Origin of the sequence: Frankia sp. AgB1.9 (assembly GCF_016786355.1) — a bacterium.
In the GTDB taxonomy this organism is placed as follows: Bacteria; Actinomycetota; Actinomycetes; order Frankiales; family Frankiaceae; genus Pseudofrankia.
This window is the reverse complement of record NZ_JADWYX010000022.1, coordinates 70,827-92,319: the sequence shown is the minus strand read 5'-3', so window position 1 is coordinate 92,319 and position 21,493 is coordinate 70,827. Positions and strand designations below refer to the sequence as shown.

Here is a 21,493-nt window from a genome sequence, read left to right as displayed (position 1 = left end):
GGCGGCGAGCCTGGCCTCTGGATACCAGCTGGGGCACGCGCACGCGGGTTGTCACACGCCGACGTCGCGGGTGAGGAGGTCTTCTTCTGTCTCGCGGCGGATGAGTAGGCGGGCCTCGCCGTTGTGGACGGCGATGAGTGGGGGCCGGCCGATCGTGTTGTAGGTGGAGGCGAGGCTGTGGTGGTAGGCGCCGGTGGTGGCGACCGCGAGTAGGTCGCCGGCTTGGATGTCGGCGGGCAGCGGCACGTCGTGGGCGAGGATGTCGCCGGCTTCGCAGTGCCGGCCGACGACGGTGGCGGGGCGGGACGGGGCGAGGGAGCGTCGGCCGATGTGTTGGATGGTGTAGCGGGCGCCGTAGAGCGCGGGCCGGGGGTTGTCGCTCATGCCGCCGTCGACGGCGACGAAGGTTCGTACGCCGGGGATGTGTTTGACGGTGATGACCCGGTAGAGGGTGATGCCGGCCTGGGCGATCAGGGCGCGGCCGGGTTCGACGGTGAGGCGTGGGGCGGGCAGGCGGTGTCGTTCGCATTCGTAGGCGAGGGCGCCGGTCAGGCGGTGGGCGAGGCCCGCGAGGTCGAAGCCGTCGTCGCCGGGGGTGTAGCGGACGGCGTGGCCGCCGCCGATGTTGAGCTGCGGGAGTACGGCGCCGTGTTGGTCTCGGATGGTGGCGAGCAGGCCGATCAGGCGCCTGGTCGCCTCCTCGATCGCGCCGATGCGGGTGAGTTGGGAGCCGATGTGGCAGTGCAGCCCGACCAGCCGAAGGCCTGGCTGGTCCAGTACCTGGCGGGCGGCGTCGGTGGCGGCGCTGCGGGGGATGCCGAACTTCTGGTCGGGGATCCCGGTGCTGATGGCGTGGTGGGTGTGGCCGTCGAGGTCGGGTGTCACCCGCAGCAGTACCTGCTGGTCGTGGGCCAGCGGGCCGAGCTGGGTGATCTCGTCGGCCGAGTCGATCACTATTCGTCCGACGTGGTAGTCGAGGGCTGCTTTGAGGTCCTCGGGGGTCTTGGCGTTGCCGTGCAGGATGAGCCGGTCGGCGGGGAAGTGGGCGGATCTCGCGACGGCGAGCTCGCCGGCCGAGCAGACGTCCAGGGACAGGCCCTCCTGGGCGGCCCAACGGGCGACGGCGCGGGTGAGCAGTGCCTTGCCCGCGTAGCACACCTCGATGCCGGGCAGGGTCGCGCGGTACTGCCGGGCGCGGCTTCGGAACGCCGCCTCGTCGAGCACGTAGGCCGGGGTGCCGAACCTCGCGGCCACGGTCGTCATCGCGGTGCCGGCGACGTGTAGCTCGCCGTCGCTGTCCAGCGTGGTGCCCTCCGGCCAGATCTGGGCGGCGAGCTTCGATCGCAGCGCAGGCCGCAGGCTCGGGATGAGCTCACCCAGTGTCACCGTTCGCTCCTTCGCCGAGGCGCTGCCAGTCGGCAGCGCCGTCAGCACCACCTCATGCCCACAGGGAGCGCGCAGGAAGGGGCTTTGACACGGCGTTGACGGCCTCACGGCGAATTTCCACAGCCCACGGAGCTTCCGAACCCGCGATAGCCCGTCCGCGCCGGTCATAATCGCCGATTGGGCCCTGGAACGGTCGTAGAAACGCCCCCGCCACGACCATCACAGGGCTAAAACCCCGATCAAGGCCACCCGTCAGATCCCCGGGCCAGCGCCGCTTGACATAAAGCTCACTTCAAGTTTGACCCTGAGTGCATGGCAAACCTCAGCAAGATCCTCGTCACCGGTGCCACCGGCTCCATCGGTCACCACGTCGTGGCCGAACTTCAGGCCCGCGGCGCCAACGTGACGGCGATGACCCACTCTGCCGGCGGTGGCCGGGTGCCGGCAGGCGTCGGGACCGTCGTCGGTGACCTGACTTCCCCCGACTCCGTCGAGCACGCCCTTGGCGATGTGGACACAGTGTTCCTACTCTGGCCGTTTCTCGCCGCGGACGGCGCGCCGGACGTGATCGACGCCATCGCCCGCCACTGCCGCCGCGTGGTCTACGTCTCGGCGACCAGCGTGCGCGATGACCGCCCGCCGGCAGAGAACGGGGTCTGGGGGCAGATCGAGGACGCCATCCGTGGAACCGACCTCGACTGGACGTTCCTGCGGGTCAGCGGCCTGGCCACGAACACCCTCGCGTGGACCGCGCCGATCGGCGCCAGCCAGCCCGTCCGCATCCCCTATCCACGGGCGGCCCGGTCACTGATCCACGAACGGGATGTCGCCGAGGTCGCGGCCCGCGTGCTGACCGAGGACGGCCACGCCGGCGCCACCTACCTGCTCACCGGCCCCGCCGCCCTCACCCAGACCGACCAGGTAGGCGTTCTCAGCGCGATCGCCGGCCGGCCGCCGCGGTTTGTCGAGATCACTCGCGACGAGGCCCGCGAGGAGATGCTTACCTGGGCCGACGCAGCCATGGTCGACTCCGCGCTGACCTACTGGGCCAGCCTGGTCGACACTCCCGAACCGGTGACCCGGACGGTGGAGGAGATCACCGGACGGCCGGCCCGCTCCTTCGAACGATGGGCCCTCGACCACGCCGACGACATTCGTCCCACCCAGACGTCGGAAATCGTCGAGCGCTACACAACGACGTCTCCATGATCGCTGTTTCGGCCCTCCGGTGGTCGTAACCGGGCCTGTTTCATAGCCACCAGAGGGTGAAAACAGCGACCAAGGCGACGGGCGGACCTTGGCTTCAGTAGCGAATGGTGGTCTTGACCCGCGTCTTGACCATCTCGCCGTTCTGGTTGGTCCACTCGGTCGCGACGTATGTGTAGAGAGTCAGACCGTTACGGCCCTGACGTTCCTCCCAGCGCGTCAGACGGGATCGGGTGGCGATGACGTCCCCCGGCCGCATCTTCACGCCGAACTTGTCGGTCATGCCGCCGTTGAGGGCGTTTCCGCCTTTCTTCGTCTCTTGACCTGGCACCGCGCCCGCCGGTGTCGGTCTCACCATCGGGACGGCCCAGGCGAAGGGATTGAAGTCGTCCGGGGCAATGATCCCGCCCCAGCGAGTCGACTTGGCGTAGACCTCGTCCCAGTAGATTCTCGGCGGCGTCTCGCCCCAGTACACCGCGATGGCCCACTTGCGAATGTCGGACGCCGCGACAGGGTAGGAGACATCCTCATCCGTCCACACCCCATTTTGCGCCTCAAACTCGGGGGTCACGAGGGTTTCGATCTGCGCCATCGTCTTCCTTCGATCTCGCGGAGCGTCAACGCCGCCGTCGACAGAGGTGTCTGTCGGGAACCTGTGGCCTCGGGTTCTCAGACCATCGCGATGGTCTTGATCCGCTGGAACTCGGCGAGACCGTCGGGTCCGCCTTCCTTGCCATAACCGCTGTATCCCTGGCCGCCGAACGGGCGATTGACCATGAGATTCGGAGCGCCGTTGACCATCGTCGCGCCGGCGTCGAGGCGCTCGGCGACCCGGTGCGCGCGCCGCACATCCTTGGTCTGGATGTAGGACGACAATCCATACCGCGTGCTGTTGGCTATCTCGATCGCCTGCTCCTCGGTAGCGAACGGCATGATCGACAGCACGGGGCCGAACACCTCGTTCTGACCAAGTTCGGAGTGCGGATCGACGTCGGCGAAGACGGTCGGTTCGAGGAAGCTGCCGCCCGGGTGGAGACCCTGCGCGCGTCCACCGCCGGCGATGAGCCTGGCCCCGTCCTGCTTGGCCCGCTCGATCATGCCGAGGATGCGGACGGCCGCGGCTTCGTTGACCACCGGGCCGATGTCGGTGTCGGTGTCCCAGGGGTCACCGACCCGGATCCCCTTGACCAGGGCGGCGACCCTATCGAGCGTCTCGTCGTAGATCGATTCCTGGACGAGCATGCGAGTCGGAAACGCGCAGCCCTGCCCGCTCACCGTCGCGAGCACCCGCAGGGTGCCCCACGGGATCGCGGTGTCCAGATCGGCGTCATCGAAGACGAGGTTCGCCGACTTGCCGCCGAGTTCGAGCACCGCTGGCTTCATCTGCTTCGCGCAGGCGTGCAGGATGGCCGTGGCGGTCGCCGGGCCACCGGTGAACGTGATCTTCTGAACGAGTGGGTGATCCACGAGGGCCGCGCCCGCCTCCACGGAACCCGGCAGCACGCTCACCACACCCGACGGGAAACCCGCCTCGTCCACGAGGTCGGCGAACAGCTCGGCGGCGAACGGTGTCATCTCCGACGGCTTGACGACCACGGTGTTACCCGCGGCGAGGGCCGGCGGGACCTTCATCGTCAACGAGGTCAGTGGGCCGTTCCAGGTGATGATGGTGCCGATGACGCCGTAGGGCTGGGCGAGCGTGTAGCTGAACTCGCCATCTGGCCCGAACGACGAGTTGACCCGACCGGAGATCTTGTCTGCGAAACCGGCGTAGTAACGTGTCCATTCTGCGGCACCCCCGACCAGGCCAGACGCCGACCTCGCGGCCATTCCGTTGTCGAGGATGGCTCTGCGGGTGAACTCGTCGGCATTGGCCTCGATGAGGTCGGCCAACCGGAACAGCAGCCGGCGCCGTTCCGCCGGGCGCACATCCCGCCAGCCGAGGAAGGCCTCCTGCGCGAGCCGAACGGCCTGGTCGATCTCGCTGGGACCGGCGAGCGGGACGATGGCGTCAACTTCTCCGGTGCACGGGTCGATATGCTCGAAGGTCCCCGCGGAACCGACGCCCAGCCGCTCGGAGCCGATCCCCAGATGTACCTGTGGCCGCGTCCTGTCGTACCCCGACTCCGCCATCACGCTACCTTCCAAGAGGTCATTGAAATTGCCCGCGAATTCATGAACTCTCACTTCTCGGGCCTGGCGTGAACGTGATCGGAACGGACACCGGCGCCCGGCTGAAGGTCGAGATGAACTCGATGTCGGCGCCCGGCTGCAGGCGGACGTCATGCAGCCGCTGAACGATCGCGTCGAGCGCGACGCGCAGGTTCATCCTTGCCAGGTTGGAGCCCGCGCACCGATGTGGACCCGCGCCGAACGCGAGGTGCGGGTTCTTGGAGCGATCAAGGTCGAACACGTCGGGGTTCTCGAACTCGGCCTCGTCGCGGTTGGCGGACGCCCAGTACATCAGGACCTGCTCGCCCTGCCTGATCGTCTGCCCGCCCACCTCGGTGTCGTGGCGAGCGCAGCGGGCGATGCCCACGAAGGAGCCGTCCATCCGGAGGAACTCCTCGACGGCGTTCGGGATGAGCTCTGGGCGCTCCCGCAGCGACACGAGGATCTCGGGGTGCTCGCACATGCGCTGCATGGCCATCCCCAGCACGCCGGCGGTCGTCTCGAGGCCACCGAGGATCAACAGGTGAATCGTGCCGATCACCTCCTCGGGGGTGATCGGGCGCCCCTCGATCTCGGCCCCCATCACGGCGTCGACCACGTCCCCGCGCGGCCCGTCCTGCCGCCGCTTCTCGATGAACTCGCTGATCCAGCCGGCCAGCTTCATCAGGCAGTCCATCGCCTCGGGGCGGTGAATCTGTCCCGCCATCGTGGCGTATCCGTTCACCTCTTCCAGGTCCTCCGCGGGAGCGTGCAGCGCGAGGTCGAAGAACGCCAGCCCTGGGAGCGGCCGCGCGAACGCGTCCATGAACTCGCAGGTGCCCTCCTCAATGAAACCGTCGATGAGCCGGTTCACGAGCTGGCGAGTCGGCGCCTCCCACTCACTGACCACGGCCGGCCTGAAGTAGGGATTGGTCAGCTGCCGGAACGCACGCTGCAGCGGCGGGTCGACCGTGACCGGCAGGATCTTCATCGACGGCCCCGGCGGCGCCGGAACGGTGATTCCCTCCTCCGAGGTGAAGGTCTGCCAGTCCTGGGCGACGCGCAGGACGTCCTCCTTGCGCGTGACCACCCAGAAGCCGCCGTGCTGGTCGCTGTGGGTCACGGGACACCGCGAGCGAGCCCGGGCAAGAGTCGGATGTAAGTCGCGGGCGAGTTCGGGCGCGACGGGATCGAAGTGCCTCTCGACCCACTCGTCGTCGATCAGGCCCTGAGCTCCGGCTGACTTCTCAATCATTCTTCACACTTCTAGGAGTCGGCAAAGGGTGCGGACGGCACTCCTTCGGCAGCCAACGGGCCAAGGTCTCCCACGGAGGAGGGGCCCCCGCCAGGTCGGCGTACCGAGGTCCCCGAGTCGAGGCGTCACGCGCGTCCGCCACCCGTCGCGACGCCCGGGGGTCACTCTCCTGCTGGGCGACCGCCCAGCATTTACGACTGTAGTGAACGCTTGCTCTCCTGGCTAGAGGTCCGGTCAAAGGGGACGCGAGCTACGTACACCCGACCCAGGGCGGGAAAGGCCCAGATGACCCACGCCTTTTCGACGAGCTCACGGCCTCGCGCCGCCCGCCGGGCACGCCGGACCACTACTCGACGGCGGCGTTGGTGCCGTCGGCCCGCAGCACACCGCGCCGGGTCAGCTCGTGGATGACCTGTTCGCCGGCCTCCGTGGCCTCGGCCACGCGCGCCTGCGACGCCCGCCAGGGGTCACCGGCGACGATCGCCTCGATGACCAGTCGGTGAGCCTCGACGATGTCCTCGTGGCTTCGCCGCTCGCTCTCACCTGCAGCCCACCCGAGGAACCTGCCCTGACCACGGAGCTCCTCCAGTAGCCGAGGGGTCGCCCCGGCCCGGTGCTGCACCCGGAGGATCTCGGTGGCCAGGTCCCTGCGACGACCGGCCACGTCGCCGCTGCTCGCCAGCTCATCGAGAAGGCTCCTGAGCTGGTCGAGCACCTCCGGGTCACGATCCTCGGCGACGCGAGCGGCGGCCACGCCACCGAGGTAGCCGAGGATGTGGAAGTCGGCGCGCAGGGTGCGGGCGTCGAAGTGCTGTACCAACGTCGCGCGATGCACCTGCGCCTTCACCAGGCCGTCCCGTTCGAGCAGGACGAAGGCCTCGCGGACCGGGGTGGGGCTGACGTCGAGGACGGCGCTGAGCCGCTCGACGTAGATCCGGTCGCCGCACCGCAGGCGCCCGTCGAAGATCTCCCGCTGCACGTGCTCGACGACCAGAGCGCTCGTCTTCGTCCGCTGCGACCCGGATTTGATCACCACTTCGCCATCCTGGCTGCTAGTAGCGCTGCCGGTCAATAGAAAATAGAATATTGCGAGACCTCAGAAGTGAGCGTACGCTCACCGACGCGCCAGGCAGGCGCGACCGGGCGGACGCAAGGAGGCTCCAATGGCCAAGCTGGCCGACGGTCTGCGAGTGATCGACGCCGACTCGCACATGACCGAGCGTCACGATCTTTTCACCGAACGGGCCCCGAAGGGCTACGAGGATCGGGTGCCCCACGTCGAGCAGGTCGACGGGATGCCCATGTGGGTGATCGAGGGCAAGACGTTCGGTAAGGCGGGCTCGGGCGGCACTGTCGACCACGACGGGAAGAAGCACGCGTTCCGCGCGTCCCAGGGCGGGTCGTGGACCATCGACGACGTACACCCCGCCGCGTGGGACGCGACGCAGCGCCTGCGCCTCATGGACGAGCTGGGCATCAACGCGCAGGTCCTCTACCCGAACCAGATCGGCATCGGCGGTCAGAACCTGCGCAACTCGGTGCAGGACGAGGTCCTGCTGCGGCTCTGCGTCGAGCTCTACAACGACGCGATGGCCGAGGTGCAGGAGCAGTCGGGCGACCGGCTGCTGCCGATGCCGATCATGCCGGCCTGGAGCATCGACGACTGCGTTCGGGAGGCCCGGCGCTGCGCCGCGCAGGGTGCCCGGGGTGTCAACATGACCGCCGACCCCCAGGACTCCGGGTCGCCGGACCTCGGTGACCACGCGTGGGACCCGTTCTGGGAGGTGTGCGCGGGGCTCGACCTGCCGGTGCACTTCCACATCGGCGCCAGCCAGACGGCGCTCGCCTACTTCGGCACGACCTTCTGGCCGAGCCAGGACGACTATGTCAAGCCCGCGATCGGCGGCGCCTCGCTGTTCCAGAACAACTCGCGCGTGCTGCTCAACAGCGCCTACTCCGGAATCTTCGACCGGCACCCCACCCTGCAGATGGTGTCCGTCGAGTCCGGCATCGGCTGGGTGCCTTTCATGCTCGAGGCAATGGACTACGAGTTGCTGGAGAACGCCCCCGCCTGGGCGAAGAAGCTCCAGAAGAAGCCGTCGGAGTACTTCCAGAGCAACTGGTACGCCACGTTCTGGTTCGAGACCGGCCGCGGGGACCTGCAGCACCTCATCGACCAGGTCGGCGAGGACCGGATCATGTTCGAGACCGACTTCCCGCACCCGACCTGCCTGCACCCGAGCCCGATCGAGCAGGTGAGCGACACGATCGCCACCCTGCGCCCCCAGACCCAGCTGAAGGTCATGGGCGGCAACGCGGCCCAGCTCTACCGGGTCTGACGACACAGGAATCGTGGATGATGATGACGACCGTCGATTCGGTCTACTGGGATCCATACGACCCGGCATTAGCGGCTGACCCCTACCCGACCTTCGGTCGGCTACGGGCGGAGGCACCGCTCTACTACAACGAGAAACATGATTTCTACGCGCTCACCCGTTTCGCCGACTGCGAGCGGGGGCTGCCGGATGCGAAGACGTTCAGCTCGGCCCGCGGCGGGATCCTGGAGCTGATCAGGTCCGGTCTGGATATTCCCCCGGGCACGCTCATCTTCGAGGACCCGCCCTCACACGACATCCACCGGCGCCTCCTCGTGCGGGTGTTCACGCCGCGCCGGATCAGCGCCCTCGAGCCGAAGGTGCGGGAGTACTGCCGGCAGGTGCTCGACCCGCTGGTCGGCGAGAAGCGGTTCGACCTGATCCAGGCCGTCGGCGCGGAGATGCCGATGCGGGTGATCGGCATGCTGATGGGCATCCCCGAGGGCGACCAGGCCGAGCTTCGGGACATGTTCGACAGCAAGCTGCGCACCGAGAACGGCGGCCAGATGGACCTCTCCGAGGGCGCCATCCTGTCAGGCGAGATCTTCGGCCCCTACATCGACTGGCGGAAAGAGCACCCGTCCGACGACCTGATGACCGACCTGCTCACCACCGAGTTCACCGACGAGCAGGGGGTGACGCGGACGCTTACCCGCGACGAGGTCCTCTCCTACGTCACCATCGTGGCGAGCGCCGGCAACGAGACGACCGGCCGGCTCATCGGCTGGATCGGCTCGACTCTGGCCCGCCATCCAGAGGCCCGGCGGGAGCTGGTGGCCGACCGGTCGCTGATCCCGAACGGCATCGAGGAGATCCTGCGTCTCGAGCCGCCCGCCCCGTTCGTCGCCCGCTACGTCACCGAGGACGTCGTGTTCCACGACACGACGGTCCCCGCCGGCGCCGCCGTCGTCTTCGTCCTCGCGTCGGCGAACCGGGACGAGGAACGCTTCGGCGATCCTGACCGGCTCGACATTCACCGGCGGATCAGCCAGCAGCTCACCTTCGGATTCGGCGCCCACTACTGCCTCGGCGCGGCGCTGGCCCGGCTCGAAGGCCGGGTGGCGCTCGAGGAGATCCTCACCCGCTTCCCCGACTGGGAGGTCGACTGGGAGGCCGCGAAGCTCGCGCAGACCTCCACCGTGCGCGGGTGGGAGACCCTGCCACTCGTCATCGGATAGGCGTCCACGGAAAGCAGTGCCAGAGCCGCGCGAAGAACACCGACACGTCCAACAAGGCGTCGTCGGGATTACGGACGAGGTGACAATGCGGTATTTCTTTCACTACCCGGAGACCAGCGGAGTCGACGGTGACATGTTCGAGCCGGGCCCAGTCGACGAGGTCGCGGCCGCGGCCGAACGAGCGGGCTTCGAGGGCTTCGCGCTCACCGATCACCCCATCCCGGGCGCCAACTGGCTGACCTCGGGCGGCCACCAGAGCCTCGACCCGTTCGTCGGCCTCGCGTTCGCCGCGGCCGCGACCGAGCGGCTGAGGCTGCTCACCCACCTCTCGGTGGCGCCGTATCGCAACCCGTTCGTGCTCGCCAAGGCCGCGGCGACGGTCGACAAGCTCTCCGGCGGACGGTTCATCCTCGGGCTCGGCGTGGGCTACCAGAAGTCGGAGTTCTTCGCCCTCGGCGTGGACATGGAAGAGCGCAACCTCCTGTTCGACGAGGCGCTCGACGTCCTACCGCTGCACTGGAGCGGAGAGGCGTTCACCTACCGGGGCCGGCACTTCGACGCCCGGAACGTGATCGCGCGGCCGCGGCCGGTGCAGAACCCGATCCCGATCTGGATCGGCGGCAACTCAAAGCTGAGCCGGCGGCGCGTCGCCGAGCGGGCCCAGGGCTGGATGCCGATGTCCGGGCCCCCGCAGCTGTCCACCACCGCCCGAACCGTCGCGATCAGCTCGGTGGAACAGCTCGGCAAGATGATCCAGGAGGTGCGCGCGGCAGCGGAGGAACACGGTCGCACCGAGCCGCTCGACTTCCTCTACTCCTACAGCGAGATCGAGGACCCGGCCCGCGAGCCAGAACGGCACCGAGAGGCGATCGCCGAAATCGAGAAGGCCGGCGTCAACCGCCTGATGATCACCTGCTTTACCCGGGAGACCGCCGCCACGCTCGACTTCATCGAGAGCTTCGGCGCCGTCCACATCTCGTGAAGTCCCGGGTGAAAGCGCTCGGTCAGCGCAAGGCGGAGCTCCTCTAGGTCCGCGCAGCACCACAGTTTCCCACTGCCCGCATCACGCGGGCGGCCCGTCGTCGAGAAGGAGAGGCATGGCGTCAGTCATGGAAGGCGTCCGCGTCCTGGAGGTCGCCGAACACACATTCGTGCCGGCGGCCTCGGCGCTCCTCTCCGATCTCGGCGCGGACGTCATCAAGATCGAACATGTCGAGCGTGGCGACGCCATGCGCGGCCTGGCCTCGACCGGAACGGCGTTCGTCCCGAACGACGTGCACGTCCTGCTCGAACACTCCAACCGGGGGAAGCGCAGCCTCGCACTCGACATCGCCACACCCGAGGGCGCGGAGATTCTCTATCGGCTCGCGGCCACCTCGGACGTGTTCCTGACCAACAAGCTCCCGCAGGTCCGCGCGAAGCTGCACATCGAGGTCGACGACATCCGCGCGCACAACCCGAACATCATCTACGTGCGCGGAACAGGCCAGGGCGAACGCGGCCCCGACGCCGACAAGGGCTCCTACGACGGCCTCGCGTTCTGGGCCCGCGCCGGCGTCGCCATGGGAATCATGCAACCCGAGTACGGCCACGTGCCCTACCCGCCGGGACCGGGATTCGGTGACTCGATCGGCGCGATGGCCATCGCCGGCGGCATCGCGATGGCGCTCTACCACCGGGAACGCACCGGCGAGGCAAACGTCGTCGACGTCTCGCTGCTGTCGTCCGCGATGTGGGCGATGGCCCAGGCGATCGGGCTGTCGGTCAACCTCGGCCGAGGTTGGGCGCCCCCGCCCGTCGACGCCCCACGCGGCAACCCGCTGGTCGGCACGTACCGCACTAAGGACGGCAGGTGGCTGTCGTTCAGCTGCCTGCAGGCCGCCCGCTACTGGCGGCCGTTCTGCGAGAGCGTCGGACGTGACGACCTCGCCGCCGACCCCAGGTTCGCCGACCACCCTTCGCTGATGGCCCACAGCGACGAAGCGGCCCGCGCCGTCCAGGAGGTGATCGCGCAGCGGACCGTCGACGAATGGCGCGACGCGCTCGAGGACTTCATCGGCCAGTGGACCGTCGTCCAGGACACCTTGGAGGCCGCGCGCGATCCGCAGTCGATCGCCAACGGCTATATGCAGCCGTGCGAGACCGCGGCGGGGGTGCCCTTCGAGATGGTCGCCTCGCCGGTGCAGTTCGACGAGAAACCCGCCGCCGCGGGCCGCGCGCCCGAGTTCAACGAACACGGCGACACGATCCTCACCGACCTCGGACTCGACTGGAAGAAGATCCTCGACCTGAAGGTGCGAGGAATCATCGCGTGACGCCGCCCCCGTCATTCCCGGCCTGTTCTCGCCCTCATCTTGCCAGCTCGCAGCGAGAGGACACCGCCCCATGCGCAAGGAAGACATGATTCTGGTCAGCATCGATGACCACGTCATCGAGCCGCCGGACATGTACAAGAACCACGTCCCGGCAAAATGGCTCGACGACGTTCCGAAGGTCGTCCGGAACGCCGAGGGCGTCGACGAGTGGGTCTTCCAGGGCCAGAGCACGTCCACGCCGTTCGGCATGGCGGCGACGGTCGGCTGGCCGCGTGAGGAATGGGGGTTCAACCCCGGCGCGTTCTCGGAGCTGCGGCCGGGCTGCTTCGACGTGCACGGTCGGGTCGACGACATGAACGCAAACGGCATTCTCGCGTCGATGTGCTTCCCGACGATGGCCGGTTTCAACGCCCGCACCTTCTCCGAGGCGATCGACAAGGACCTGTCCCTCGTCATGCTCCGGGCCTACAACGACTGGCACATCGACGAGTGGTGCGCGGCCTATCCAGGCCGTTTCATCCCACTGGGCATCGTGCCGATGTGGGACGTCGACCTGGCGGTCGCCGAGATCAGGCGGATCGCCCGGAAGGGCTGCCGTTCGATCAGCTTCCTGGAGGCGCCGCACTCGCAGGGCTGGCCGAGCTTCCTGTCGGGCCACTGGGACCCGATGCTCCAGGCGCTCGTCGACGAGAACATGGTGCTCTCGCTGCACATCGGTGGCGCCTGGGACATCGTCAAGCTGGCTCCCGAGGCGCCGGTCGATCACATGATCGTGGTGCCGTCCCAGCTGACGATGCTCACCGCGCAGGACCTGCTGTTCGGCCCGACCCTGCGCCGGTTCCCGGACCTGCGGGTCGCGCTGTCCGAGGGCGGGATCGGCTGGATTCCGTTCTACCTGGACCGGGTCGACCGCCATTTCCAGAACCAGCCGTGGATCGGCAACAGCTTCGGCGACGGCAAGCTGCCCTCGGACGTGTTCCGCGAGCACTTCCTCGCGTGCTACATCACCGACCCCTCGGGCCTGAAGATGCGCGACACGATCGGCGTCGACATGATCGCCTGGGAGTGCGACTACCCGCACACGGACACCACCTGGCCCGACTCCCCCGAGTTCGCCTGGAACGAGTTCCAGCAGGCCGACTGCCGCGACGACGAGATCAACAAGATCACCTGGCAGAACGCCTGCAGGTTCTTCGGCTGGGACCCGTTCGCGCACCGGTCGCGGGAGGACTCGACGGTGGGAGCGCTCCGCGCCCTGGCCGCGGGTGTCGACACCACGAGGATGCCGCGCGAGCAGTGGCGCCAGCGCAACGAGGCCGCCGGCATCGGCATCTTCTGAGCCCCATCGACTTCTGAGCCCGATCGACTTCTGAGCCCGATCGAGGCTCGCCCGAAACAGGAAGGTCCGAGAAATGACGGACTTAAAGTGGGACCCTTTCGACCCGGTTGTCGACGTCGACCCTTACCCGGTGTGGCGCCGTATGCGCGACGAGCAGCCGCTGTACCGCAATGACGAGTACGACTTCTTCGCGGTCTCCCGGCACGCGGACGTCGACGATCTGCACCGCGACACGAAGACCTACAGCTCGAAGTACGGAACCCTGCTGGAGATCATGGGCAAGGACCCGATCCCGCCGGGCTTCCTGATCTTCTCCGACCCACCGGTCCACAACATGTTGCGGACATTGGTGTCGCGGGCCTACACCCCGCGGCGCGTCGGCGGACTGGAAGGCCAGGTCCGCGAGCTGGCCGCGGAGTTGCTGGACCGGCAGATCGGCGGCGGCGGTTTCGACTACGTCCAGGACTTCGCCGCGCAGCTTCCCTCGCTGGTCATCTCCGCGCTCATCGGGGTCGACCCTGCCGACCGCGAGGAGGTCCGACGAATGATCGACCTCTGCTTCCACATCGAGGAAGGCGCGGGAACGCTCAACGAGACGGCCCTGAACGCCTCGGCCCGACTGCGCGCGTACTTCGCCGACCAGATCCAGGAGCGGCGCGCGAGACCCCGTGACGACATGATGACGGCGCTCGTCGAGGCCGAGGTCAAGGACGGTGACACCACCCGCCGGCTGACCAAGGCCGAGGCCGCGACGCTGACGAACGAGATGGTCAGCGCCGGTACCGAGACCGTCGCCCGGCTGCTCGGCTGGGCCTGCCTGCTGCTCGCGGCCCATCCCGACCAGCGCGCCGCTCTGGTCGCCGATCCGAAGCTGCTGGCCAGCGCGGTCGAGGAGACGCTGCGGTTCGAGGCGCCGTCCCCCGTGCAGGGACGCACGGTCATGGCCGATGTCGAGCTCTACGGGACAAAGGTGCCCGCGGGCTCGCGCATCCTGCTGCTCACCGCGTCCGCCGGGCGGGATGAACGCAAGTACGACGACCCCGACAGCTACGACATTCATCGGCGCTTCGACAGTCATGTCTCGTTCGGCCACGGCGTGCACTTCTGCCTCGGCGCCTCGCTCGCCCGGCTGGAGGGGCGGGTCGCGCTCGAGGAGACACTCCGCCGCTTCCCGACCTGGGACGTCGACCACGACAGGGCCGTGCGGCTGCACACCAGCACGGTTCGGGGCTACGAGAAGCTGCCGATCCTGCTCTGACCCGCCTCACCCGCCTCCTGCGCATCGACGCCGGCGGCGTGTTGACCAGGCAGCCGGCTATCCGACGGGCGACCGAGTCAGGGCGGAGAAGCGATGAAAGTGCTGGTGGTAGGAGGCACCGGGCCTACCGGACCGCATGTGCTCGACGGTCTTCTGGGGCGCGGCGACGAGGTCACGATCTTCCATCGGGGCAGCCACGAACCAGCGGGACTGCCCGACGTCGAGCACATCCACGGCGATCCCCACTTCCGCGCGTCGATCGACGAGGCGATCGGCGCGCGGACATTCGACGTCGTCGTCGCCATGTACGGGCGTCTCAAGCACCTGGCGCCAGCGTTGGCCGCCAGCTGTGGCCAGTTCGTCGCCATCGGCGGAGTGCCCGTTTACCAGGGATTCTTCCCGGACCCGGGCCAGAGCCCACTACCCGTTCCGGTCACCGAGGAGCACCCGGTCGTCGTCGACGGCACGGACGGCGCAGAGCTGGCCTTCTCCAGACGCCTCGCCGACGCCGAGGCGGCCGTCTTCGCGCATCACCCGCGGGCGACCGTGCTGCGTTTTCCGACACTGTTCGGGCCGAACAACGCACGGCCGGCCGAGTGGTCGGTGATCAAGCGGGTGCGGGACCGGCGGCCTTTCATGATCCTCCCCGACGGCGGCCATCAGATCCACACCCGCTGCGCCGCCGCGAACGCGGCCGCGTTCGTGCTCGCCGTGCTCGACACCCCCGAAGCGGCAGCCGGCCAGGTCTACAACGCGGGCGAGGCGACAAGCTGGTCGTTCAGGGACTGGACCACGACGATCACCCGGCTCCTCGGGCACGACCTGGAGCTGGTCTCCATCCCCCGGGCGATCGCCATCGAGGCCACCACCTCGCTGCTCCCCCTGGCCGGTACCACCGCGACGCACGTCGTCGTCAGCACCGAAAAGGCACGCCGCGAGCTGAACTACACCCCCGCCGTCGACCCACTCGACGCGATGGCCGAACTCATCGTCTGGTACGACGACCACCCCGATTTCGACCCGGCCGCCAGCCCGTCCTTCACCGACCGGTTCGACTACACGACCGAGGACGCCCTGCTCGAACATTACCGAGCAGCCACGCGACGACTGGCCGAGGTAGTGGAGCAACACGCCACTCCACCCATTCACAGCATGCCGCATCCCCAAAAACCCGGCGAAGTCGACCACCGCGGTCGCTGAATTCCGGTCGACCACCGCGAAAACAGCGCGCGGCGCATTCGACCCCGGGCATTCCTTTTCTCCGGTCCTCGTGCCGAGCACGCACGGACCGCCCGACGCAGTTCCCCACCATGAATGGAGATATTGTGATTCGCCAGCGCAGAATCGTGCTAGGGGCCGCGGCCACCGCCGCAGTAATGCTCTTAGCCGCGGGGTGTGGTTCCTCGAAGTCGGGAGGCACCCCTGACAGCGGCAGCCAGAGCGCGAAGCAGACCATCACGGTCGGAGTGCTCGCCGACCTCACCGGCGCCGCGGCATCGGGCAACAAGACCGTCGTCGACGGCGTCAAGGCCGGGACCGTCTACGCGTCCCGCAGCAGCTACACGATCAAGTACGTTGTCGCGGACACCGCGACCAACCCCACCACCGCCCTGGCGGCGGCGCAGAAGCTCGTCACCCAGGACCACGTCTTCGCGGTCATCGGCCAGTCGGCGCTGTTCTTCGCCGCCGCCCCCTACCTCACCGCGCACAACGTCCCGGTGATCGGGATCAGCGAGGACGGTCCCGAGTGGGCCACCTCGAAGAACATGTTCTCCGTCATCGGGGCGCTGCAGAACACCAAGGTCGCCGAGACGACGGGCAAACAGCTCAAGCTGCTGGGCGTGACCAACTTCGCGACGCTCGGCTACTCGGTCTCCCCCAGCTCCTCCGAGGCCGCCAGCTCCAACGCGGTCTCGGCCGAGACCGCGGGCATCAAGGTCGGCTACCTGAACGCGAAGTTCCCCTTCGGTAGCACCGACGTGACCACGGAAGTCCTGGCGATGAAGAAGGCCGGGATCGACGGGTTCACGGCCACGGTCGACCCCAACACGGCCTTCGCGCTTATCCAGGGACTGCGCACCCAGGGCGTCGACCTGAAGGCGGCGCTGCTTCCCACCGGCTACGGCGGCGACCTGTTCCAGGCGGGCCCGGGCGCACTGCAGGAAGCCCAGGGCGTCTATTTCACCCTCGCCTTCGAGCCGGTCGAGATGCAGACCGCCGCGACCAAGCAGTTCGTGAGCGACCTGACCAGCGCCGGGATCAAGAGCGAGCCCACATTCGCCAGCTACATCGGGTACACGTCCATCGGGCTGCTCGTCCAGGCCCTCGATGGCGCCGGCAAGAACGCGACCTCCGCCTCGCTGCTCACCGCCCTGTCCGGCATTCACAAGTTCACCGCGATGGGCCTCTTCGGAACCCACTCCCTGGACATCAACGACCGGGAGAACATCGTGCAGGGGGCTGACAACTGCTCCTGGCTCGTCCGGCTCGACGGCAGCGCCTTCAAGCTCGTCGACGGGGGCGAACCGATCTGCGGCGCGGTCATCCCGGGCAAGACGGTCAAGCCCGCGACCTGATCGGACCGGCTCTGAGCGACGCGAGCCGCGCCCGTTCGAAACATTCGGACGGGCGCGGCTTCCGTGTCGCCCGCGGGTGTTGCCCGCGGGTCTCGCCCGCAATCGGCCAGACCGAATCTCGACCCCTGAGTAATCCAGGAGCACGACCAATTCTGAGGAGTACATGCCGTGGCGTCGACTTTTGATCTCGGCCTCGAGGGCAAGGCCGCGGTGGTCACGGGAGCGGGTGCCGGCATCGGGCAGGCAATCGCGCGCGGGCTGGCCGCGGCCGGGGTGCGCGTCGGGCTGATCGAGATCGATCCGAGCCGGGCAGCGGCGTCCGCCGAGCTGATCGCGAAGGAGGGCGGCACGGCTCTCCCCCTGCAGGCGGACGTCATGGACACCGCGGCGCTCGGCGCGGCCATCACCTCGGCCCACGCCGAGTTCGGCCGTCTGGACATCCTGGTGAACAATGCCGGCGGCGTGAAGGGGACCCGGTTTCTCGACCAGAGCGAGCGGAGCTGGCGCCGGCACATCGACATCAACCTCGTGAGCATGCTAGCCGCGACCTCGACGGCGGCCCCGTTGATCGCGCGGACAGTCGCCGCGAACGGCCCGGTCAACTCCGCTCGCCGCAGCGGCGGCTCGATCGTCAACATCACCAGCATCGAGGGCACCCGCGCCGCCCCGATGTTCGCCGTCTACGCGGCCTGCAAGGCAGGAATGATCAACTTCACCCGCACGATGGCACTGGAGCTCGCCGAGTCCGGCATCCGCATCAACGCGCTCGCGCCCGACGTGACCGCGACCGCCGGCCTGCGCGGCATCATGCACGGACCGGTCGACCCCGACGCGCTGCCCGCGCCCGCTCCCGGGCTCGTCCCCGGACTCGACCGTTACGTCCCGCTGGGCCGGGAGGGTGTCGCGGCCGAGGTCGCGGACGCCGCGGTCTTCCTGTGCTCCGACCAGGCCGCCTACATCACCGGCACCACCCTGAACGTGGACGGCGGGACCGCCGCCTCCGCCGGCTGGCTACGCTCCGGCGCCGGCTGGACCCTCCAGGGCGACCAGTCGGGCGACGGAGCGTAGCCAGGTCACGGGCAGGTGACGCGGCTGGCACCGGTGCGGTCCGCGCACCGGTGCCGGCCGGTCAGGACTGCCTCAGGCGGAGGCCAGGACCAGCAAGATCGCTGTTTTCGCCCTCGCGTGGCTGTGACCGCGGCGGTTTCGTGACCACGCGAGGGCCAAACCGGCGATCAAGCCAACGGGCCCCGCGGTGAAAGGCCCGGTCGCGAGCACGGCCCGAGATCCATGCCGGCCGGGCACGACCCGGTTTCGGCGCGCCGGCTTCGTCAGCGGCCCGTCCGTCGGGAGAGAAGACCTCCGATCCAGTTCTGCCAGCCCACCAGGAGGCGCGGCGGCTTCGCGTGGTGTCCGTTCGCGTTGCGGAGGGCCGGGTGATGCCCGCCGTGGCCAGGTGTCCGCGAGGGCGGGTTCTGGTTCAGCCGGTCCGCCTCGGGGTGCGGGGGCATGCCCGGCAGCCTGTGCAGGTGGTCGTGCAGACGTTCGGCGATCGGTGCAGGCATGGGGTTTCCTCTCCGGGGACTGGCCGGCGGCTTCTTCGTATCACGTACGAAAAGTATAGTCGTACGTGATACGAAGATGACAGAGCCCAAGACCAGCGGTCTCATCTGGCTGCGGCCGGAGCCCAGCGGGCGCCGCCCGCGACTTCGCCGCGAGCAGATCACCGCTGCCGCCCTGCGGGTCGCGGATGCCGAGGGCTTCGAGGCGGTGACCATGAAGCGCGTCGCCACCGAGCTGGGCGCGGGCACGATGACGCTCTATTACTACGTATCGACCAAGGCCGAGCTGGTAGCCCTGATGCAGGACGCGATCCTCGCCGACCTGCTCATCCCCGATGACGAACTACCCTCCGCGTGGCGCGAGGCCGTCACCGTGATCGCCCGACGCACTCGAGACGTCCTGGTCGCCCACCCGTGGTCCATCGCCTCGCTCAACGACGCCCAGTTCGGCCCCAACGCCATGCGCCACATCGAGCAGTCCCTCGCCGCGCTCGACGAGCTCGATCTGGACCCCGGGGCAAAGCTGTCGCTGTGGGCGATCGTGGACGACTACGTGTTCGGCAGCGCCCTGCACACCATCGAGCTGCGCACCCGCGCCGCGCTGGCCCAGCAGGATCCTCAGCTCGTGGCCGATGCGGTCGCCTTCGGCCGTCAACAGTTCGCTACTGGCCAGTTCCCTCGCCTGGCCGCGCTCTATCACCAGCAGTCAACGCCGGATCCCGACGCGCCTGCCGACCGCGGCCTCACGAAAGCCTTCACCGATCAGTTCGAACGCGGCCTCACCGCGCTGCTCGACGGACTCGCCCTGAGCCGATGACCCATACCTTCGAGCGGCCCGCCGGACGCCGTTCCGGTGGGCCGCTCGACGTTCGGCCACCTGGCGCGATCGCCGTCTTTGCCCGCTGATGGTTGTACCCGTGACCTGTTCGTGACCATGAGGGGGCACACGCGCGCCCTGCTCGCCACCGACAGCAACGACCACGCCGGCCTCATCTGAGCATCTCCCGGCGAGGACGAGGTCAGCGCCCCCTGACCGTGGTCGCGTCAGTGACCCCCGGGCTGGCCGGCAAGGAACTGCCCGACCGCCCTGGCGAACTCGGGCGCCGCGGGGTCAGGCCGGCCACTAACGTCCAAGCGCTTAAATCTTCGGTGCGGTTCCGGGTTCCACGTCGGGGCCGCCAGGCGACCGTTGATGGACCTCGGTCGGGTCGAACAGGGTCAGCGCCGGGTTGGTGGAACCGAACCGCGTCACCAGATCGTCCCATTCAGGCCCGGCCAGCATTGGCATCAGCTTCTGGAGCGCCACCGCGTGTAGCGCGCACCGCTTGATGATGCTGCGGCTGCCGCCACCGGTGACGTCTCGCGCGGGACCCAGTTTCGCCCCGACGTAGAGGCGTTCCAGCTCGCCGTAGCGATGCTCGCCATCGGCGTTGGCCTGCACCTCGGCGATATCCGTCTCGAAGCCGAAGTCGTTCCGCCAAGTCCAGGACCACACGCCAATGCGAAGATCAGCACGATCGAAGATCACAGTCTTGTCCGGGCGGACGAACGGCCCGGTGAACCCCCAGTCGCGCACCAGGAACGAGAAATCCCGGGCAACCTGGTCTATGAAGCTGAGCTGGCCCGGCCGTGGGCGATTACTCACCTCAGCAGTCTCGCCGACCCGGCCAATGCCTTCCAGCCCCTGGCCGCACTTGGCAGTGCAGAGTCCTACGTGATGGTGGTGGATCTCGTCTTTGATCGACCGCAAGGTATGACTGGGGCCTGATCCAGGCCTCTCGGTGATCGGGAAGTCGACGCGCGGCGCCAGTCCCCGCCTCGCGGGCCACCACACCAGCCATGATCGCCGTTTCGGCCCTGGGATGGTCGCAGAAACACCCAGCGCCACGACCATCCCAGGGCCAAAACCACGATCAAGACCACCCGGCGCCAGGCTCCGCCGAACAAGCCAGCAGGGTCAACAGGGGCAGCAAAAAGCCGCCCGGCAATCAACCGAACGGCCGTTTCCCAAGAGAGTCCATGCTCCGGTGGGCCTCTCGACGTTCGGCCACCCGTGATGATCGCTGTTTGCGCCCTCTGGTGGTTGTATCCGTGGCCTGTTCACGACCACGGGAGGGTCTAAACGGAGATCATGGTCGGGGGTTGGGCTAGGCGATTCCCATGCGGTAGGCGAGGTCGCGTCCTCCGGCGGTGTTTCGGGCGCGTTGGAGCATGGCGGTAACGGTTTCGCGGACGAGTGGGAGTGTGCGTACCAGTTCGGGAGTGATTCGTTCGGCGGCGCGGAACATCTGGAGACCACACCCGCTTACGGCCGCACCAGGCCCCACAACGACGACGGCGCCGCACCACTCAGGCTCTACCTGAGCGGCACGGCGCCGGTCAATGCCACCACTAACCAAGATCAGAGTTCGAACTTGGCAACTCTGGTGGAGGTGGCGGGAATCGAACCCGCGTCCTCCGGCGGCGCATCAGGGCTTCTCCGGGCGCAGCCTGCTCTTGATTTCTCGGCCCCACCGGTCCCGCAGGCAGGCCGGTGTGGGCCCAGTCACTGTTTGATGTTCCGCGCTACCCCGTGACCGGGTGGCGAGGTGATCCTCCTAGCGATGCCAGACCCTGGGCCGGAGGCTCTCCCAGGCTGACAGCTACTTGTATCCGTCAGGCCGCGAGGGCGTAAGCGGAAGTAGCAGACTGCTCAGAGTTGGCAGTTATTTTTTTGAACGGATCGTTTACGAGATAACCGTTCATCCTCGGCCCGCTTCCCCTGACGTGGCGTCCGAAGTCGAAACCGGTCACCCCCAGGTGAAACATTTTCGTGCAAGATATGAAATTAGCTCAGGTGCGATGACCCCCGAGGGCCAGTCTCCCAAGATACTCCCCGGACCTGCGCCC

At 68.1% G+C, this 21,493-nt stretch carries 17 protein-coding genes and 1 other RNA gene; 11 read left to right on the top strand and 7 right to left on the bottom strand.

The features are described 5' to 3' along the window. Positions 1-51: 51 nt before the first annotated feature. Positions 52-1,386: a diaminopimelate decarboxylase gene (gene lysA, locus I6A60_RS11025; protein WP_203022480.1), complete on the bottom strand. Its 1,335-nt coding sequence runs from the start codon at positions 1,384-1,386 to the stop codon at positions 52-54. A gap of 312 nt (positions 1,387-1,698) precedes the next feature. Here lysA and I6A60_RS11020 point away from each other — a divergent pair, with 312 nt between their 5' ends. Continuing rightward, complete coding sequence (locus I6A60_RS11020) at positions 1,699-2,595, top strand: NAD(P)H-binding protein (protein ID WP_203022481.1); 897 nt, start codon at positions 1,699-1,701, stop codon at positions 2,593-2,595. A 94-nt stretch (positions 2,596-2,689) separates the two neighbouring features. Here the strand turns inward: I6A60_RS11020 and I6A60_RS11015 are convergent, their stop codons facing one another. From I6A60_RS11015 to I6A60_RS11000, 4 genes are all read right to left on the bottom strand, one after another. Next, on the bottom strand, positions 2,690-3,184 hold the full coding sequence (locus I6A60_RS11015) for a MaoC family dehydratase N-terminal domain-containing protein (protein WP_203022482.1): 495 nt from the start codon (positions 3,182-3,184) through the stop codon (positions 2,690-2,692). Positions 3,185-3,261: 77 nt separating this feature from the next. Continuing rightward, the gene (locus tag I6A60_RS11010) at positions 3,262-4,725 is read right to left on the bottom strand and encodes an aldehyde dehydrogenase (RefSeq protein ID WP_203022483.1); all 1,464 of its coding nucleotides are present in this window, start codon (positions 4,723-4,725) and stop codon (positions 3,262-3,264) included. A gap of 40 nt (positions 4,726-4,765) precedes the next feature. Next, positions 4,766-5,998, bottom strand: a complete 1,233-nt coding sequence (locus I6A60_RS11005) for a cytochrome P450 (protein ID WP_203022484.1) — start codon at positions 5,996-5,998, stop codon at positions 4,766-4,768. 346 nt (positions 5,999-6,344) lie between these two features. Continuing rightward, complete coding sequence (locus tag I6A60_RS11000) at positions 6,345-7,034, bottom strand: GntR family transcriptional regulator (RefSeq protein ID WP_203022485.1); 690 nt, start codon at positions 7,032-7,034, stop codon at positions 6,345-6,347. A 127-nt stretch (positions 7,035-7,161) separates the two neighbouring features. On the opposite strand from I6A60_RS11000, the gene I6A60_RS10995 reads away from it, so the two are divergent. The 10 genes from I6A60_RS10995 to I6A60_RS10950 all read left to right on the top strand — a co-directional run bounded on the left by I6A60_RS10995 (position 7,162) and on the right by I6A60_RS10950 (position 19,421). Beyond that, positions 7,162-8,337 (top strand): amidohydrolase family protein, encoded by a 1,176-nt coding sequence (locus tag I6A60_RS10995; protein WP_203022486.1) that lies wholly within the window; start codon positions 7,162-7,164, stop codon positions 8,335-8,337. A 23-nt stretch (positions 8,338-8,360) separates the two neighbouring features. Continuing rightward, positions 8,361-9,554 carry a cytochrome P450 gene (locus I6A60_RS10990; protein WP_374113354.1) on the top strand — a complete coding sequence of 398 codons (1,194 nt, stop codon included), beginning with the start codon at positions 8,361-8,363 and terminating at the stop codon, positions 9,552-9,554. Between the two features lie 85 nt (positions 9,555-9,639). Further along, positions 9,640-10,536: an LLM class F420-dependent oxidoreductase gene (locus I6A60_RS10985; protein ID WP_203022488.1), complete on the top strand. Its 897-nt coding sequence runs from the start codon at positions 9,640-9,642 to the stop codon at positions 10,534-10,536. A 115-nt stretch (positions 10,537-10,651) separates the two neighbouring features. Further along, the gene (locus tag I6A60_RS10980) at positions 10,652-11,869 is read left to right on the top strand and encodes a CaiB/BaiF CoA-transferase family protein (RefSeq protein ID WP_203022489.1); all 1,218 of its coding nucleotides are present in this window, start codon (positions 10,652-10,654) and stop codon (positions 11,867-11,869) included. Between the two features lie 70 nt (positions 11,870-11,939). Beyond that, positions 11,940-13,208 (top strand): amidohydrolase family protein, encoded by a 1,269-nt coding sequence (locus I6A60_RS10975; RefSeq protein ID WP_203022490.1) that lies wholly within the window; start codon positions 11,940-11,942, stop codon positions 13,206-13,208. Between the two features lie 73 nt (positions 13,209-13,281). Then, positions 13,282-14,466, top strand: a complete 1,185-nt coding sequence (locus tag I6A60_RS10970; RefSeq protein WP_203022491.1) for a cytochrome P450 — start codon at positions 13,282-13,284, stop codon at positions 14,464-14,466. Between the two features lie 93 nt (positions 14,467-14,559). Next, positions 14,560-15,666 carry an epimerase gene (locus I6A60_RS10965; protein WP_203022492.1) on the top strand — a complete coding sequence of 369 codons (1,107 nt, stop codon included), beginning with the start codon at positions 14,560-14,562 and terminating at the stop codon, positions 15,664-15,666. A 125-nt stretch (positions 15,667-15,791) separates the two neighbouring features. Next, the gene (locus tag I6A60_RS10960; RefSeq protein ID WP_203022493.1) at positions 15,792-17,042 is read left to right on the top strand and encodes an ABC transporter substrate-binding protein; all 1,251 of its coding nucleotides are present in this window, start codon (positions 15,792-15,794) and stop codon (positions 17,040-17,042) included. Positions 17,043-17,210: 168 nt separating this feature from the next. After that, on the top strand, positions 17,211-18,110 hold the full coding sequence (locus tag I6A60_RS10955; RefSeq protein WP_203022494.1) for an SDR family NAD(P)-dependent oxidoreductase: 900 nt from the start codon (positions 17,211-17,213) through the stop codon (positions 18,108-18,110). A gap of 441 nt (positions 18,111-18,551) precedes the next feature. Next, positions 18,552-19,421 carry a TetR/AcrR family transcriptional regulator gene (locus tag I6A60_RS10950; RefSeq protein ID WP_203022495.1) on the top strand — a complete coding sequence of 290 codons (870 nt, stop codon included), beginning with the start codon at positions 18,552-18,554 and terminating at the stop codon, positions 19,419-19,421. 321 nt (positions 19,422-19,742) lie between these two features. Here I6A60_RS10950 and I6A60_RS10945 read toward each other — a convergent pair whose 3' ends face one another. Both I6A60_RS10945 and ssrA read right to left on the bottom strand, forming a co-directional pair. Further along, entirely contained in the window at positions 19,743-20,354 is a 612-nt protein-coding gene (locus I6A60_RS10945; protein ID WP_203022496.1) for a hypothetical protein, read from the bottom strand. A gap of 674 nt (positions 20,355-21,028) precedes the next feature. Beyond that, positions 21,029-21,401, bottom strand: a transfer-messenger RNA (tmRNA) gene (gene ssrA, locus I6A60_RS10940). Positions 21,402-21,493 lie beyond the last annotated feature (92 nt).